This is a genomic window from Erysipelatoclostridium sp. DFI.2.3 (assembly GCF_019132535.1).
In the GTDB taxonomy this organism is placed as follows: domain Bacteria; phylum Bacillota_I; class Bacilli_A; order Erysipelotrichales; family Erysipelotrichaceae; genus Clostridium_AQ; species Clostridium_AQ innocuum.
In genome coordinates this window covers 102,917-117,927 of the sequence record NZ_JAHOOJ010000006.1, presented here as the reverse complement: position 1 = coordinate 117,927, position 15,011 = coordinate 102,917, and the positions used below count along the sequence as shown (strand labels likewise).

Sequence of the window (15,011 nt, the reverse complement as noted above, 5' to 3'; positions counted from 1 at the left end):
TCTGCTCTGCATTTGCACAGCCCTGAAAATCCTCTGTTCTCAATCCTGACGGCACATCATATTCTGTACTGTTCACCCAACCTCTTTCTTGTGAAAAATCGCTGTTTTTTAATTTGTTATTTTATTCACAAAAAGTGAGAAACTGTTGGAATGCCAACACGTAACAGGAAAAAGGGAGTGTTATCATAGGGGTGGATCCAAGGTTGGTGGCTATATGAAAAAGAACGATGTAAACGCTTTATTGAAATTCCATATGCATCAGGAATTCGCCGTACTGCCCATCGTACTGTATGTTCTGCTGAGCGGTATCATCATGATCTGTTTTCATTATTACTCTATGAAGGCGCTGATTCTGGCAGCGGTACTTGCCATTCTGATCGGATTCCTCCTATGTGCTGACAAGGCGCATTACTGGGATGCCATCGTACACGGTCTTGCCCAGTATGGAAATGCCAGACTGATTATGATCTTCATGGTAATCGGTATCTTTTCCAAGCTTCTGGCTGTCGGACAGATCGGCTCCGGCTTTGTCTGGATCGGCATGCATCTGCATTTGAGCGGAGGAAGCTTCACGGTTTTCTGTTTTCTTGTATCCTCGCTTATTTCCATGGGCGCAGGTGCACCGATTGCGGCACTTCTGGCCGTTGTGCCGATTTTTTATCCGGCAGGGGTGCTGATGGGCGCTGATCCTGCGATTCTGACAGGGGCTATGCTGAGCGGCATTTTCTTTGGGGATGCACTCTCACCAAGCTCTCAGGTCATTCATACGACGATTGCCTCCCAGCATGATCCTGTCACAAACAAGGGCGCTGATTTGCTGCGTGTAATGAAACAGCGTCTGCCGTATCTGCTTATCGCAGGAATTCTGTCCGCTGTTCTGTTTTATGCTTTGGTAACAAGTGGAAGCGCACAGAATCCCGAGCTGCTTGCGAGCATGTGCAATCCAAAGGGACTGTGGATGCTGCTGCCGATTCTGCTTCTGCTGATAATCTGCTTTAAAACAAGTGATCTGTTTGTCGGCGTCACCTATGCGATTGTGGCAGGTATAATCGTCGGAATCGCAACCGGACTGTTCCGGTTTTCTGATCTGATCAGCATTCAGTATGAAACACAGGAGCTGCACGGCATTCTGTTTGACGGCTTATCCGGCGTGGTCGATATCATCATTTCCACCATCCTGCTCTATGGTCTGATTGCGATTGCCGTAGAGGGCGGAATGATGGAGAAATGCTGCAACTATCTCACATCACGAAAAGCGCTACAGCATGTAGGCGGTGCAGAGGCGATGATTTCCCTTGGCGTCGGTATCGTCAATATTCTTTTGGCAGGCTGTGTGCTGCCTTCCATTCTCATGTTTAAGGATATTGCGGATACCATTGGAAAAAAGGCCGGAATATCACCGGAACGCAGGAGTATTCTGTTAACTGCGATGACAACGAATATAACAGCAATCATACCAATCAACAGCGCCTTTGTCATGGGAGCTGTTACTGTGATCAATCAGCTGGCCGCAAATCATGCCTATCTGCCGGTTGTCACACCGTTTCAAATTTTCCTGTCCTCCTATTACTGTCTGCTTCTGACACTGATCTGCGGTATCTGGGTCGTGCTCGGTGCAGGGAGAGAGGGAGAACATAAATATAGTATGACATACCATCATGCAAAGGAGTGAGGATGTATGGAAGAATGCTATGATGTCATCATTATCGGAGGAGGACCTGCCGGTCTGGCAGCTGCCATTTATGCAGGAAGAGCCGGACGAAAAACCCTCATGATTGAGAAGGGAAGCTTTGGCGGACGTATCAACGACACCAGAGAAATCCGAAATTATCCGGGCTTTATTTCTGACAGCGGTGCAGGTCTGATGCAGAAATTCAAGGCGCATGCCCAGTCGTATGCCACCAATGTCTTCAAGCGGACTACGGTAACCGGATTGGAAACGATGGAGGACGGTGCGTTTCTTGTACACACAAAGCGCCGCGGAGATTTTATCGGTGACAGTGTGATTCTGGATACGGGGACGAAGCCGAGGGTTCTCGGTATTCCCAATGAAATCGAGCTTGCCGGACATGGGGTCGCCTATTGCGCTACCTGTGATGCCGAGTTTTTCCGGGATAAGGAAATCTATGTACTGGGAGCCGGCGATCAGGCAATTGAGGAAAGCGGATATCTAACGCATTTTGCGAAAAAGGTAACCGTTATCGTCCTGCATGAGAAGGGGCACCTTGACTGTAATGAAATGGCAGCGGCTGAAGCCTATGCAAATCCGAAAATAGAGTTTGTCTGGAACACCACCCTGCAGGAAATTCTGGGGGATGAGGAGGTCCGCGGGTTAATCCTGAAAAACGTTGTCAGCGGTGAAACACGGGAAGTGCGTGCGGACGGTATCTTCTTCTTTGTCGGCATGGTGCCGCAGACAGCGTTTGTACAGAATGTGGTTGCCTGTGATGCAAAGGGATATATTCTTGTGAATGAGAAAAAGGAAACCAGTGTTCCCGGCATTTATGCAGTGGGGGACTGCACACAGACCTTTTTGCGTCAGGTGGTCACCGCAGCCGCAGACGGAGCGATTGCCGCTACGGCAAGTGAGCGGTATTGCAGGGAGAGAAATCAGCTGAAGAGCATTCTGACACCGGATTCCGGCAGAGTTGCTTTTCTATTCTATAATCCGTATGAAAGCTCACAGATTGAACAGGTGACACAGCTGGAGGAGGCCTTACAGGATGATTATACAGTCATTCGTCAGGATATCACCAGACAGACCCTGCTGTACCAGCTGCTGCATATGGATGGAACCTTATCCAGTGCAATGTTTGAACATGGGAAATTGATAAAAAAGAATGGTAAAGAGGCATAGCAAAACCATAGAATGGAGGAATGCAATATGGGACAGCCTTACGTTTTTCCACACGGAGTAACCGTATATGATCCGCAGAAATGCTGGAACGGGTACACGATCGTACCCTTGATCAATGACGGTGTATTGTTGTTTGATATGAATGGCAATGAGGTGCGCAGATGGAATATGCACGCCATGCCGCCTAAGCTTTTGCCTGGCGGCTATGTGATGGGGCTGAGCGGATACCGCCATCCGGATTACGGAATGCAGGATGGTGTGAATCTGATTGAAATCGATTACGATGGGAATATCGTCTGGGAATTTGACAAATTTGAACATATCAACGATCCCGGAAGAGATCACCGCTGGATGGCACGGCAGCACCACGATTATCAAAGGGAAGGCAATCCGGTTGGATATTATGTGCCGGGAATGGACGCAAAGCCATTGGAGGGGAATACCCTGATTCTGGTTCATCAAACCATTAAAAATCCGGCAATCTCCGATAAGAAGCTGCTGGATGATGCCATGATTGAGGTGGATTGGGAAGGAAACATTTTATGGAAATGGTCTATTTCGGATCATTTTGATGAGCTGGGCTTCGATGAGGCCGCAAAAAATATTCTGGCACGCGATCCGAATATGCGTTCCAGTGACGGTGGTGTCGGCGATTATCTGCATGTGAACTGCATGAGCTATCTTGGCCCGAATAAATGGTATGAACATGGGGATATGCGCTTTAAGCCGGACAATGTCATCTTTGACTGCCGTGAGGCGAATATCCTTGCCATTCTGGATAAGGAAAGCGGGAAGATCGTGTGGAAAATCGGTCCGGATTTCAATGCAACTCCGGAATTGAGGAAGCTTGGATGGATCATCGGACAGCATCATTTCCATATGATACCGAAGGGTCTTCCGGGAGAAGGAAACCTGATGGTGTTTGACAACGGAGGCTGGGGAGGCTATGGCGTTCCGAATCCGGGCAGCCGCAACGGCTCCAAGAATGCGCTGCGGGATTACAGCCGTGTGCTGGAGTTTAACCCGATTACACTGGAGGGTGTGTGGAAGCTGACACCGAAGGAGCTTGCGCATGCCATACCAACCGATGCCAGCAAATTCTATAGTCCCTATGTTTCCAGTGCCCAGCGTCTTCCGAATGGAAATACGCTCGTGACAGAAGGAAGCGATGGTCGTATAATAGAGGTAACCGCAGATCATGAAATTGTATGGGAGTGGATTTCGCCATATTATACGCATAATGAAACAGGTCCGAAGAACAATATGATTTATCGCGGCTACCGCTATCCGTACAGCTATGTTCCACAGGAGCCGACACCGACAGAAATTGCAATTCCACGTATTGACAATACCACCTTCCGTATGCCGAATGCCGGAGCACTTGGCGCAAAGACGGTGATTGATGTGGAAGGAACCCTGCCGTATTATCAGGATGTGGCACTGTGTGTGGCAACCGATGATGAGGAAGATTTGAGCCGGCGCGAAAAGGTTTTCTCCGTAGATACTGAGGTGTTTGAACCGGTCAGCGGCATGGCGGAGTGGAAGGATAAGGTATGGAAGCAGCAGGAGAAGCCGGTGCTTGTACTGTTTGGTGCAGAGCGCTGTGTACACTGTAAGGCACTGCATCCGGTTTTGGAAGAAGCCCTGCAGGAGGAGTTTGCGAACAGCTTCCTGATTCGCTATGTGGACGTTGATGCCAACAAGGATATCGTTGCCGCCTGCCATGTACAGGGAATCCCTGTTGTGGCGGTGTATCGCAACGGTGAAGAGGTGCGGCGCTTTCATGGAGAGCATGATTACGATGATGTCTGCGACTTTCTGGATGCGGTGTTCGCCTGATTCTGTAAACGGATAAAGGAGGATTTCCATGCGCAAGGAACCCTATGGTCTTATGCCGATATTTGCCCACCGCTGCATGCACCATGAGATTTATGGGAAAAGGCTGCAGTATGAAACCTATAAAAGCTCGCAGATTCTGCATTCCATCAATGACACGATTGATCATTTCGGAATGGTTGTGGATGGCGTTTTAAAGGCGGAGCAGTATACCAGTCAGGGAAGTGTGCTGTGCAGTGCCTATTTTGAGGATAATGATGTGTTTCCTGAGCTGCTGTATTTTACAGGAAAGCGGCAGTATACGTATACGCTGGTCGCAGTAAGACGGACAACCGTTGCCTGGATGCATGTATCCGATCTGGAGGAAATGCTGAAGGAGGATACGGAAATGATGACGGCGTTTATGCTGTATCTGTCAAAACGGGGCTTGCGCAATCAGATGCTGCTGAGCTGCCTGATGTATCAGACGATTCAGCAGCGCGTGGCATACTGGCTGCTGAGTATGAATCATTTGTCAGAGCATGAACGGATACCGCTTCCGCGTTCACAGACCATCTGGGCGAATACCCTGCATGTGAGTCGTTCCTCTTTGAATCAGGAGCTGAAGCGTATGGAAAAGGAAGGAATCTTCCGCATCGAGGGGCATGCTTTGATTCTTCTCGATCAGAAGAAACTGGAAGATATTTTGTAAAATCAATGAGAGACAGGTTCAGCCTATGTTCGATCGAAGAGCATAGGAGACCTGTTTTTTATTATCCTGAAATTTAAAAGTTGCATAAGGACTGCCCTACACAGAACTTCTATATAAGAAATAATAAGCACCTGCATCATGTGAATTCTAAAGGATAACGGTCCACAATTTATGAACTTTTCCCCGCAAATACAATATTATGTGCTATGATACGGATATGTCATTGATACCGACAGATTCAGTGTATGCAAAAGCATCCATCCTGAATCAAAATATAGAGAAAACAACAGGAGGATACATACGATGTGTACAAGTATAATTTCAAACGGCAATAAAACAATCATCGGCTTTAATCTTGATATTTTGAATATGGAATATCGGGTGAAGGCAGAGGAAGATAAAGTGTATATTGCCATACAGGACGATAAAGAAGGCTGGCTGCCCTTATTCGGTGCTAATTCCAGAGGAGATTTTGTAGCGATGCCGACATGCTGGCCATTCGATGAAAGAAGTAATCCTGCGAATGCGGACAGTCTCAATATTATCAATCTGGATATCGACTTACTGCTTAGAAAGAAAACACTGGATGAAATTAAAGCAATCGCTGAGCATGAAGCGGTATCGAGTGTTCCGGGTGTCACCTTTCAATCACAGCTATCCGATCGCTCCGGTAATGTTTTACAAATCATTCCGGGGCAGGGAATACGGTATGCATCAAAACCGAAATACTCCGTTCTTACAAATTTCTCACCATTCAAAGGAAGCACGGAAAGGCACCCCTGGATGGGACTGGACAGATATCATAAGGCTGTCGAGCTTCTGGAGAATAGAAGTGAGGATTTTGATGTTTCAGACTGCTTTGAGGTTTTAAAACAGACTGCACAGACCATCTGTCCTACGGTGGTATCCATGGTGTTTGATCCGGCAGCGAATACGGTATACTGGTGTGAAAACAGAGAATGGGATAAGATTGAAAAAAAGAAAATAGCTTAGTAGGAAAATGATGTAGTAATTATAACGATGATTGCACTTGCTGAAGTCAGTGAGGCGAAGCTTATACCTTGTGAAACAGGTGGTATGATAAAATATATAATCCGCTATCCAGCCTGCGGATTTCTGTTCGCGTCATATGTATGCAATGCACAGAATCTTGTATCATAAATTCCGCCATAAGAATACGCGTGATAGCTCTACACAGCATCATGAATAGAAGTAAGCTGTATGCATCATTTTTGTTTTGAAACTCACTAAAAATTTAAAACAGATATTCACATAAACGGGAAGATATGCTACATTATGGGTAAGAAAGAAGAGGGAACTGGTATGAAATTAGGAATTGCAGGAGCAGGCATGATCGTCGTACAGGGTCTGCTGGAATTTGTACATGACATCGAAGGAATCGAACTGCTTGGAATTTGTGCTACCAAGCGCTCTGAGGAAAAGCTGAAGAAATTAAGTGAGGAGCATGGGATCGCCCATACATACACCGATTATGAGGAAATGCTGAAGCTGGATGAAATTGATACCGTATATGTGGCAATTAATAACCATCTGCATTATGAATTCAGCAAAAAAGCGATTTTAGCCGGCAAGCATGTCATCTGCGAAAAGCCGTTCACGGTACATGTGGATGAATTGAAGGAGCTGATTGCCCTTGCAAAGCAGCACAATGTCATGCTGCTGGAGGCAATTACGAATCAGTATTATCCGAATTATCTGGAGCTGAAGAAACAACTGAGCAGAGTTGGAAGCATTCATGTGGTATCCTGTAACTATTCACAGTATTCTTCCCGTTATGATGCATTCAAGCGTGGAGAGGTTCTACCTGCGTTTAATGCGGATATGGCCGGAGGTGCACTGATGGATCTGAATGTGTACAATGTGCATTTCAACGCAGGTCTGTTCGGGATGCCGAAGGATGTCCAGTATTTCGCTAATATAGAAAAACGTGTGGATACATCCGGTATTCTGATTCTGGATTATGGCAGCTTTAAATCCGTATGCATTGCGGCAAAGGATTGCGCGGGACCTTCTCAGGCTGTTATTGAAGGTGAAAACGGATATCTGGAGGTGGAGGGCTCTGCCTCTGTATGCTCTGCGGTGGCATATACATACCGTGATACGAAGGAAGAAGGACGCTTCAACTCGCATCCGGATGTCCATCGCATGAAGTTTGAATTCATCGAATTTGAACGCATTGTGCGTGAAAAGGACTGGAAACGGGTAGAGGAAGGACAGCAGGAGAGTCTGATTGTGATGGAGATCATCACCCGGGCAAGAGAAAAGGCAGGATTGTAGTTATATAATCAAACTGGTGAATGGATAAAAGTATGCGTAGGAGTATAGCAAACGCATACTTTTTATATGGCTTTTCTAGAAATAAATAATTTTTAAAACGCAGGCAATCGCAATATTTGTGATACAATAAAAGAAAATCGCAACTAATCGCAATTTGTGGTGATGGCGAAAATTTCGTATACTGTCATCAGGAAGGAGAAAAAACGTGAAGATACCAACCTTTGAACGCCGGAATGAAATCATCAGAATGCTGCAGGAGCATGGCTATGTGAAAGCGCAGATGCTCGCTAAGCAGTATCAGGTAAGCATGGAAACGATTCGCAAGGATCTAACCTTCCTGGAAGCTGCCGGCATTGCACACAGGGAGTATGGCGGAGCATCATTATCCCGGCAGGATATTGAGCAGGCGCTGCCTGTACGAATGGGGCATGGCTCCCGAAAAAAGGAAATCGCCCGCTGTGCACTTGGCTTTCTGGAGGATGCCAAAGTTGTTTTTCTGGATGCCGGTACGACGGTGCATGAGCTGGCAAAGCTATTGAATGATTATCGCCCGCTTGATATTGTGACTAACTCACTCCTCGCATGGGAGTGTCTGGATGCAGAGCGTCATAATGTATTTCTCACCGGTGGAAAAAAACGGGAGAAAAACCGTTCACTGACCGGAAGCTGGTGCGTGCAGGCGATTGAGTCGGTCCATGCGGATATCTGCTTTTTGGGGACGAGCGGTATTCTGGATAGAAAAGGGCCTACAACACATTCCTATCAGGAGCTGGAGGCGAAAAAAGCCATGGTTCGCCAGAGTGAGCGAATCTATGTACTGGCAGACAGTGATAAATTTCGGGAGTCCGGATTTCATACCATGTGTTTATGGGAGGAAATTGACGGTATCATCACGGATGGTTCTCTATCCGCGAAAGCCTATGAGCATTACGAAAAAAACGTGCCGATCTGGATGGCACAGGAGGATGAATATGAAGAAAATCGTTAAAATTCTACCGTTTTATGAACCGCGTATGTGGGGAGGCGGAGAGCGTCTGGAAAATGAATTCAACTATCATACGGATGTAAAGCCGCTGGGGGAGGTCTATAATGTGGTCGCATTACAGGGTCATGCGGATTGTGAGGTATCGGGAATGGACATGACACTGTCTGCATTATACAAACAGTATCCGGAGTGGTTTAACTGTGATACAGAGGAGCTGCCGGTACGTGTCAATATTCTGGATCCCATGGCTGATTTATCCGTACAGCTCCATCCGGATGATGCATTTGCCAGAGCATATAACGGAGGCCGCGGAAAACCGGAGGCATGGGTCATTCTGGATACTACCGAGGAAGGCAGAATCCAGTTTGGACACAAGGCAAAGACAATAGCGGAATTCAAGGAGAAAACAGAGCAGCAGGATTGGGAGGGCCTGTTGAAATATCTGAAGGCGGTTAAGGATGCATTCATCGATATTCCTGCAGGAACACTGCATGCCATTGGAACCGGTGTATTGACCTATAATATTTCAAGAAATGCTGATTGTACACTGCGTCTGTATGATTATGACCGCATTGATCCATCTACCGGAAAAAAACGTGATATTCAGCCGGAGCAGGTATATGAAAATGTAAATATGCCGGATACCTCCACCGAATTTGTTATGTATCCGTCTTCCCTGGAGCGCGGCATTCATGTGACAAGGTACTGGGATGAACCTGGATTGTATACACTTATGCGTCTTCAGGTTGAGAAAATGGGAACATTCTCGCATCCTCGCTTTGCCTTTTATACATGTGTGGATGGTGAAGGAACGATACAGGATGTACCTATCAAAAAAGGGGAAACCCTGCTCGTTCCGGAAGGAATGGGAATGCTGAAATTTAAAGGAAACATGGATGTCTTCCTGGCATCCTACAGAAATGAGGAGGATTAGTTTATGAAATTACAGCTGGCATTGGACGATATCACGTTGGAGGATGCGTTATCACTTGTACGCACAGTACGTGATTATATTGATATTATTGAAATTGGCACACCGTTTGTTATTGAATATGGTATGGAAGCAGTACGGGTGATGAAAAAGGAGTTCCCGGAAAAGGAAATTCTAGCGGATCTGAAAATCATGGATGCGGGAGATTATGAGGCGGAAGAAGCGCTGAAAGCAGGTGCTGATTATGTAACGGTGCTGGGAGTTACCGATATATTGACGGTTAAGGGCTGTATTGATGCGGCAAACCGCTATGGTAAGCAGGTCGTTGTGGATATGATCTGTGTAGAGGATATGCCTAAAAAGATTGCGCAGATGGAGGAAATTCAGGCGCATATCATTGCGGTTCATGTCGGTGCAGATCAGCAGGCGGCTGGAAGAGAGCCGCTTGAGGATTTGAAGCTGATGAAGGAGTGCGTGAAGGCTGCCGGTGTATCGGTTGCGGGTGGAATCAATGGAAAAACAATTTCTGATTACACAGCGCTGCGTCCGGATATCGTTATTGTAGGTTCTGGAATCACGCATGCACTGGATCCTGTAGCTGAAGCAAGAAAAATCTATGAAGCGGTGCATGGCGGTGAGCAGTGATGTTCTAGCTTTCATCATGCCGGAGCTGACGCAGCGAGCAGTAGAAATAGTAAAGAAAGAACTGGAGATAATGGTGCATTAAATGCGAAACGGGGGTATGTCGCCGGGCAGGCAGGAGCGGCTTTATTGCAAGAGGTCTTTCCATGCGATAGATACTTATGGGGTAGTACGAACGTATGATCTGCTGGTTTTCTGTCCGGCTCGGTAAAATACATCCGATCCGGTTGTCATTGCAGAAAAAGCAAGGTCACTGCATGCGGACATCGCACTGCTGACAACGAATAAAGCTGGTGCGCTGTCATCGATGACAGATATCAAATTCATAATATTGGTAGTCACCAAGGAAAAGACAGAAATTCAGGGGCGTCCCATACAGATGAGCGGCTCCATGTATGAAAAGCTTGCCTGGATCTGCTGTGATGCCATGGTGGTTATGATGATGCAGGAAAGCTGACAGAGCAGTAGTGATTTAATGATGTGGCATGCTAATTTAGAATAGTGATATAAGGGCATTGCGAGAGAAAACGCAGTGTCTTTTTATCATGGAAAAAGTGCTTTTTATGTTATTACGGAAATGGTTCAAATTATGACAGGTTATACCTTCTTTTATAGAAGAAACAGTATTTTTTTGAATCAGCGGCAAAGGCAGAGATGAAAAATAACAGAAAATCAGGACAGTATATATTTTTTTATTGTGTTTAAATAACTTTTTCACTATGCTCACCACTCGCTTATCCTGGTACAAATGAATTTCAGATATGTTGAAAAGTTCAGAAAGAAGTGATAAAGCAGTGGATTAAGGTTGAAATGTATTGAAATATAAAGAAAATCTTCAACAATTCTGACGGTGCTTTCTATCCTCGTTATGATGGGGTCATCAGAAAGGAGAGATGAAAAATGCTGATGAATATGGAGAGCTTGCTGCAAACAGCGAGAAAGCATCATTTTGCAGTAGGAGCATTTAATGTATGCGACAGTCTTCTGTTTTCAACTGTTATGGAATGTGCAGAAGAGCAACATGCACCGGTAATTGTTGAGCTTGCACCACCTGAATTTTCATATGTTGGATCGGATTTCTTCGCCTATGCTGTAAAACGGATGCAAAACAGCAGTGTTCCCTGTGTCCTGCATCTGGACCATGGAAAGACCATACAGGATTGTATACGTGCGATACGCTGCGGCTTTACCTCTGTAATGATTGACGGCTCATTATTAGCATATGAGGACAATGTAAAACTCACAAAGACAGTTGTTGAGCTTGCGCATGGTGTCGATGTGTCAGTAGAAGGGGAAATCGGAACGATTGGCGCGTTATCAGACAGCGTTGAGGGAGGCGTAGAGCAGGTAACGTATACCAAACCGGAGGAGGTTACTGACTTTTTGACCAGAACGAATGCTGATACGCTTGCTGTAGCGATAGGTACAGCACACGGAATTTATCCAAAAGGATTTGTGCCGAGGCTTCGTCTGGATATTCTTAAAGCAATTGAAAAAGTGAATACATGTCCTCTTGTTTTACATGGAGGCTCTGCAAACCGCGATGAGGAAATTGCAGAAGCATGTCGTCATGGAATCTGCAAGGTCAATATTGCAAGTGATGTTCGCAAAGCATTTTTTCAGGGTACAAAGGAGATGCTTATAGAAACAGATGCTTTTTGGACACCTGATGTATTTGTATCTGGCAAACGGGAGGCGAAAAGGGTCATTACTCATAAAATGCAGCTGTTCGGGTGTATCGGACAAGCCGATAAATATCGCTAGAGGTATGCCATGGAAAATTTTATTTACAAAAATCCAACAGAAATCATCTTTGGCAGGAACCGTCTGCATGCACTGAAAGATCAACTGCTAAAGCGCGGATATCGTTCTGCGTTGGTATTGTACGGGGGATCCCACTGGAAGGAAAACGGTACTTTAGAGCAAATAACAACGCAATTAGAGTCCTGCTCCATTTCCTATTTTGTACAGGGGGGGATACGTCCCAATCCAAAGCTGTCAGAGGTCGAGCAAATTGTCAGAAACGTAAAGGGTGATATTGTGGATGTGATTCTGGCACTTGGGGGCGGGTCTGTTATAGATACAGCAAAGGCAGTAGCGGTATGCTTGGCAGTACCATCCGTAAGACTTCAGGATATCCTCTTAGAAGATCAAAAAATAAAACAGGCGCTTGATGTTGGCGTAATATCGACAATCGCCGGTTCAGGTAGTGAGTCAAGTTGTTCTATGGTGATTACCATTGATGAAGGGAATTTGAAAAGAGCCTGTGATGATGAACAACTCTATCCCGTATTTGCCATTTTGGATCCAATACTGACATTCACACTTCCATATTATCAAATGGTAAGCGGAGCTTGTGACATCCTCATGCATGCGATGGAGCGTTATTTCTCTCCTACTGATAACACAGAACTGATTGACAGTATGTGTGAAGGTCTTATGCGAGTAGTAATATCCAGTATCGAAAAAAGTATAAAAAATCCGCAGGATTATGAGGCAAGAGCCAATCTGATGTGGGCGGGCTCTTTATGCCATAACGGTTTGTTGGGGACAGGCAGAAAAGAAGATTGGGCCTGTCATCGTATGGAGCATGAGCTCAGCGGATTATTTAATGTTGTCCATGGAGCAGGCTTGTGTGCCTTATGGGGAAGCTGGGCTGCCTATGTCCGGCCATATCATCCGAAACGATTTGCTTCCTTTGCCCGTCAAGTCATGGGTATAGAGGAAGTAAATGATGATCGCTGTGGAACGCTCGGTATCCAGGCGCTTGTATCCTTCTTCAAAAGAGTGGGCATGCCAGTTTGTATCACAGATTTGAACGTGTGTATTGATGAAGCAATCATACAGACCATGGCACAAAACTGTCTCCTTCGCTCTGACAGTATCGGACAACTGAAGAGGCTGTCATTACAGGACATTAAAGCGATTTACAGAAAGGCGGGAAAGGTTGAATGAATACGTGTGAGTTGAAAGCTTTTGCGAGCAAAATACGAAGGGTAACCTGCGATATGGTTCTTTATCGCGGTGATGGTCATATCGGCGGTGCTCTTTCCATGAGTGATGCATTGGCAGTTCTGTTTGGAAATTACATGAAGGAAGAGGACTGGTTTGTTTTATCCAAGGGGCATGCGGGACCTGCTTATTATGCGGTACTGATGCTGACAGGCAGACTGGATCAAAAGCATATTCACACCTTGAATGAAAACGGCACTTTGCTTCCTTCTCATCCGGATCGCATGAAAACACCCGGTGTTCAGGTAACGACCGGCTCCCTTGGACAGGGGATTTCTCAGGCAGCAGGAATTGCTTATGCATTGAAGACGATGAAGAGAGAAGGAAATGTGTTTTGTATGGTAGGGGATGGCGAATGCAATGAGGGCGAGGTGTTTGAAGCGTTACAGTTCATCGCTAATAAACGATTAAACAACTGTATTGTTATGGTTGACTGTAATAAGAAGCAGGTAGACGGCTTATTGCGAAAGGTCAGCTGTGACTTTGATTTTCCTGCACTGCTTCAAAGTATCGGTTTCCATGTGTGTGAAGTAGATGGAAACGCAGTGGAGGCTGTCAATGGAAAGCTCTCCGAATGCATAAAAAGAAAGGAGCAGGCAAGCGCGCTCTTATTAAACACAGTCAAGGGTGCCGGGATTCCTTATTTTGAACAGCAGGAGAATCCACACCATGTGACATTTAATGAAGCAGACAAGCAGGCGCTTCAGGATTATATCAACCTTACAGGAAAGGAGCTGAACACATGAGCTGGAAGCTGGCACAGAACAATGAAATCAGTGAAGTAAGAAAAGCATATGGTCAAACATTGGAAAAGATGATTTTGGAAGGCAGGCCGGTTATGGTTTGTGATGCGGATTTGGCAGGGTCATCAGGCGCCGGATATTTGTATGATAAGTATCCAGAGCATACCGTTAATTTTGGCATCTGTGAAGCAAATATGGTAGCGGCTGCTGCGGCGATGTCACGCATCGGTATACGCCCCTATGTCCATTCCTTTGCACCCTTTGTATCCAGACGAGTTGCGGATCAGGTATGTATCTCTGCCGCATTTGCCAAGCAGGATCTTCATATTTATGCATCGGATCCAGGTTACTGGTCGTTGTACAATGGGGCAACACATACCACCTTTGAGGATATTGCTATTATGCGTGCAATTCCGTCAGTTCATGTTGTAGCACCGGCAGACAGTGTTGCATTCTCCTGGGTTCTGAAATGGTATGAGCAGCATGGCGGGATTATTTATAACCGCTGTACAAGAAAACCGGTGCCGTCCATATATACAAAGGACTCTGCCTTTACATTCGGAAAGGCTAATATCTTAAAAACAGGTACAGATGTTGCACTCATCGCTATCGGTGCCGGTGTCTATGATGCATTAGAAAGTGCAAAGCAGTTGGAGGAACAGGGGATATCAACAAGTGTGATTGATCTGTTCTTCATAAAGCCGGTAGATGAGACAGTTCTTCAAAATGTGATACAGACGCATAAGGTTATTGTCACAATCGAGAACCATAGCCGATATGGAGGTATTGGGGAGCTGTTAGCAGATATTATGGCACAGCAGAAAACATCTGCGCTGCTTCGTCATATTTCTGTTGATGACCAATTCGGTGAAGTAGGAACAAAAGAATATCTGAAGGAGAAATTCCACCTTACCAGTGCGGATATCGTAAACAAGGCTCTGGATGGTTTGGAAAAATATGGCAGCTGAGAAGTGAAAAAAAGTGTTCGTACAAAGAAAAGATCAGACTTTAGTGTT

General features: G+C 45.7%; 14 protein-coding genes. All 14 read left to right on the top strand.

Annotated elements, in window-relative coordinates:
* The first annotated feature begins 214 nt into the window (after positions 1-214).
* The 14 genes from KSZ58_RS08035 to KSZ58_RS07970 all read left to right on the top strand — a co-directional run bounded on the left by KSZ58_RS08035 (position 215) and on the right by KSZ58_RS07970 (position 14,963).
* The gene (locus KSZ58_RS08035) at positions 215-1,672 is read left to right on the top strand and encodes a hypothetical protein (protein WP_161129036.1); all 1,458 of its coding nucleotides are present in this window, start codon (positions 215-217) and stop codon (positions 1,670-1,672) included.
* Positions 1,673-1,678: 6 nt separating this feature from the next.
* Positions 1,679-2,857, top strand: coding sequence for an NAD(P)/FAD-dependent oxidoreductase (locus tag KSZ58_RS08030; RefSeq protein ID WP_217752652.1), 1,179 nt, complete (start codon positions 1,679-1,681; stop codon positions 2,855-2,857).
* A 27-nt stretch (positions 2,858-2,884) separates the two neighbouring features.
* Complete coding sequence (locus KSZ58_RS08025; protein WP_217752651.1) at positions 2,885-4,696, top strand: aryl-sulfate sulfotransferase; 1,812 nt, start codon at positions 2,885-2,887, stop codon at positions 4,694-4,696.
* A gap of 28 nt (positions 4,697-4,724) precedes the next feature.
* On the top strand, positions 4,725-5,384 hold the full coding sequence (locus tag KSZ58_RS08020; RefSeq protein WP_009269742.1) for a Crp/Fnr family transcriptional regulator: 660 nt from the start codon (positions 4,725-4,727) through the stop codon (positions 5,382-5,384).
* 303 nt (positions 5,385-5,687) lie between these two features.
* Entirely contained in the window at positions 5,688-6,377 is a 690-nt protein-coding gene (locus tag KSZ58_RS08015; RefSeq protein ID WP_009269741.1) for a hypothetical protein, read from the top strand.
* 330 nt (positions 6,378-6,707) lie between these two features.
* Positions 6,708-7,682, top strand: a complete 975-nt coding sequence (locus KSZ58_RS08010; RefSeq protein ID WP_008817003.1) for a Gfo/Idh/MocA family protein — start codon at positions 6,708-6,710, stop codon at positions 7,680-7,682.
* Between the two features lie 205 nt (positions 7,683-7,887).
* Positions 7,888-8,670, top strand: coding sequence for a DeoR/GlpR family DNA-binding transcription regulator (locus tag KSZ58_RS08005; protein ID WP_009587378.1), 783 nt, complete (start codon positions 7,888-7,890; stop codon positions 8,668-8,670).
* Positions 8,654-9,601, top strand: a complete 948-nt coding sequence (locus tag KSZ58_RS08000) for a class I mannose-6-phosphate isomerase (RefSeq protein WP_009269740.1) — start codon at positions 8,654-8,656, stop codon at positions 9,599-9,601. Before KSZ58_RS08005 ends, KSZ58_RS08000 begins: the two co-directional genes overlap by 17 nt.
* 3 nt (positions 9,602-9,604) lie before the next feature.
* Positions 9,605-10,243 carry a 3-hexulose-6-phosphate synthase gene (gene hxlA / locus KSZ58_RS07995; RefSeq protein WP_008817000.1) on the top strand — a complete coding sequence of 213 codons (639 nt, stop codon included), beginning with the start codon at positions 9,605-9,607 and terminating at the stop codon, positions 10,241-10,243.
* A gap of 304 nt (positions 10,244-10,547) precedes the next feature.
* A complete protein-coding gene (locus KSZ58_RS07990) occupies positions 10,548-10,697 on the top strand; it encodes a hypothetical protein (RefSeq protein WP_009587351.1) in 150 nt (49 codons plus the stop codon).
* Positions 10,698-11,140: 443 nt separating this feature from the next.
* Positions 11,141-12,004 carry a ketose-bisphosphate aldolase gene (locus tag KSZ58_RS07985; protein WP_008816999.1) on the top strand — a complete coding sequence of 288 codons (864 nt, stop codon included), beginning with the start codon at positions 11,141-11,143 and terminating at the stop codon, positions 12,002-12,004.
* Positions 12,005-12,013: 9 nt separating this feature from the next.
* Positions 12,014-13,195 (top strand): iron-containing alcohol dehydrogenase, encoded by a 1,182-nt coding sequence (locus KSZ58_RS07980; protein ID WP_008816998.1) that lies wholly within the window; start codon positions 12,014-12,016, stop codon positions 13,193-13,195.
* The gene (locus KSZ58_RS07975; protein ID WP_008816997.1) at positions 13,192-13,998 is read left to right on the top strand and encodes a transketolase; all 807 of its coding nucleotides are present in this window, start codon (positions 13,192-13,194) and stop codon (positions 13,996-13,998) included. The genes KSZ58_RS07980 and KSZ58_RS07975 overlap by 4 nt, the downstream gene beginning before the upstream one ends.
* Positions 13,995-14,963, top strand: coding sequence for a transketolase family protein (locus KSZ58_RS07970; protein WP_008816996.1), 969 nt, complete (start codon positions 13,995-13,997; stop codon positions 14,961-14,963). Before KSZ58_RS07975 ends, KSZ58_RS07970 begins: the two co-directional genes overlap by 4 nt.
* The last annotated feature ends 48 nt before the right edge of the window (positions 14,964-15,011 follow it).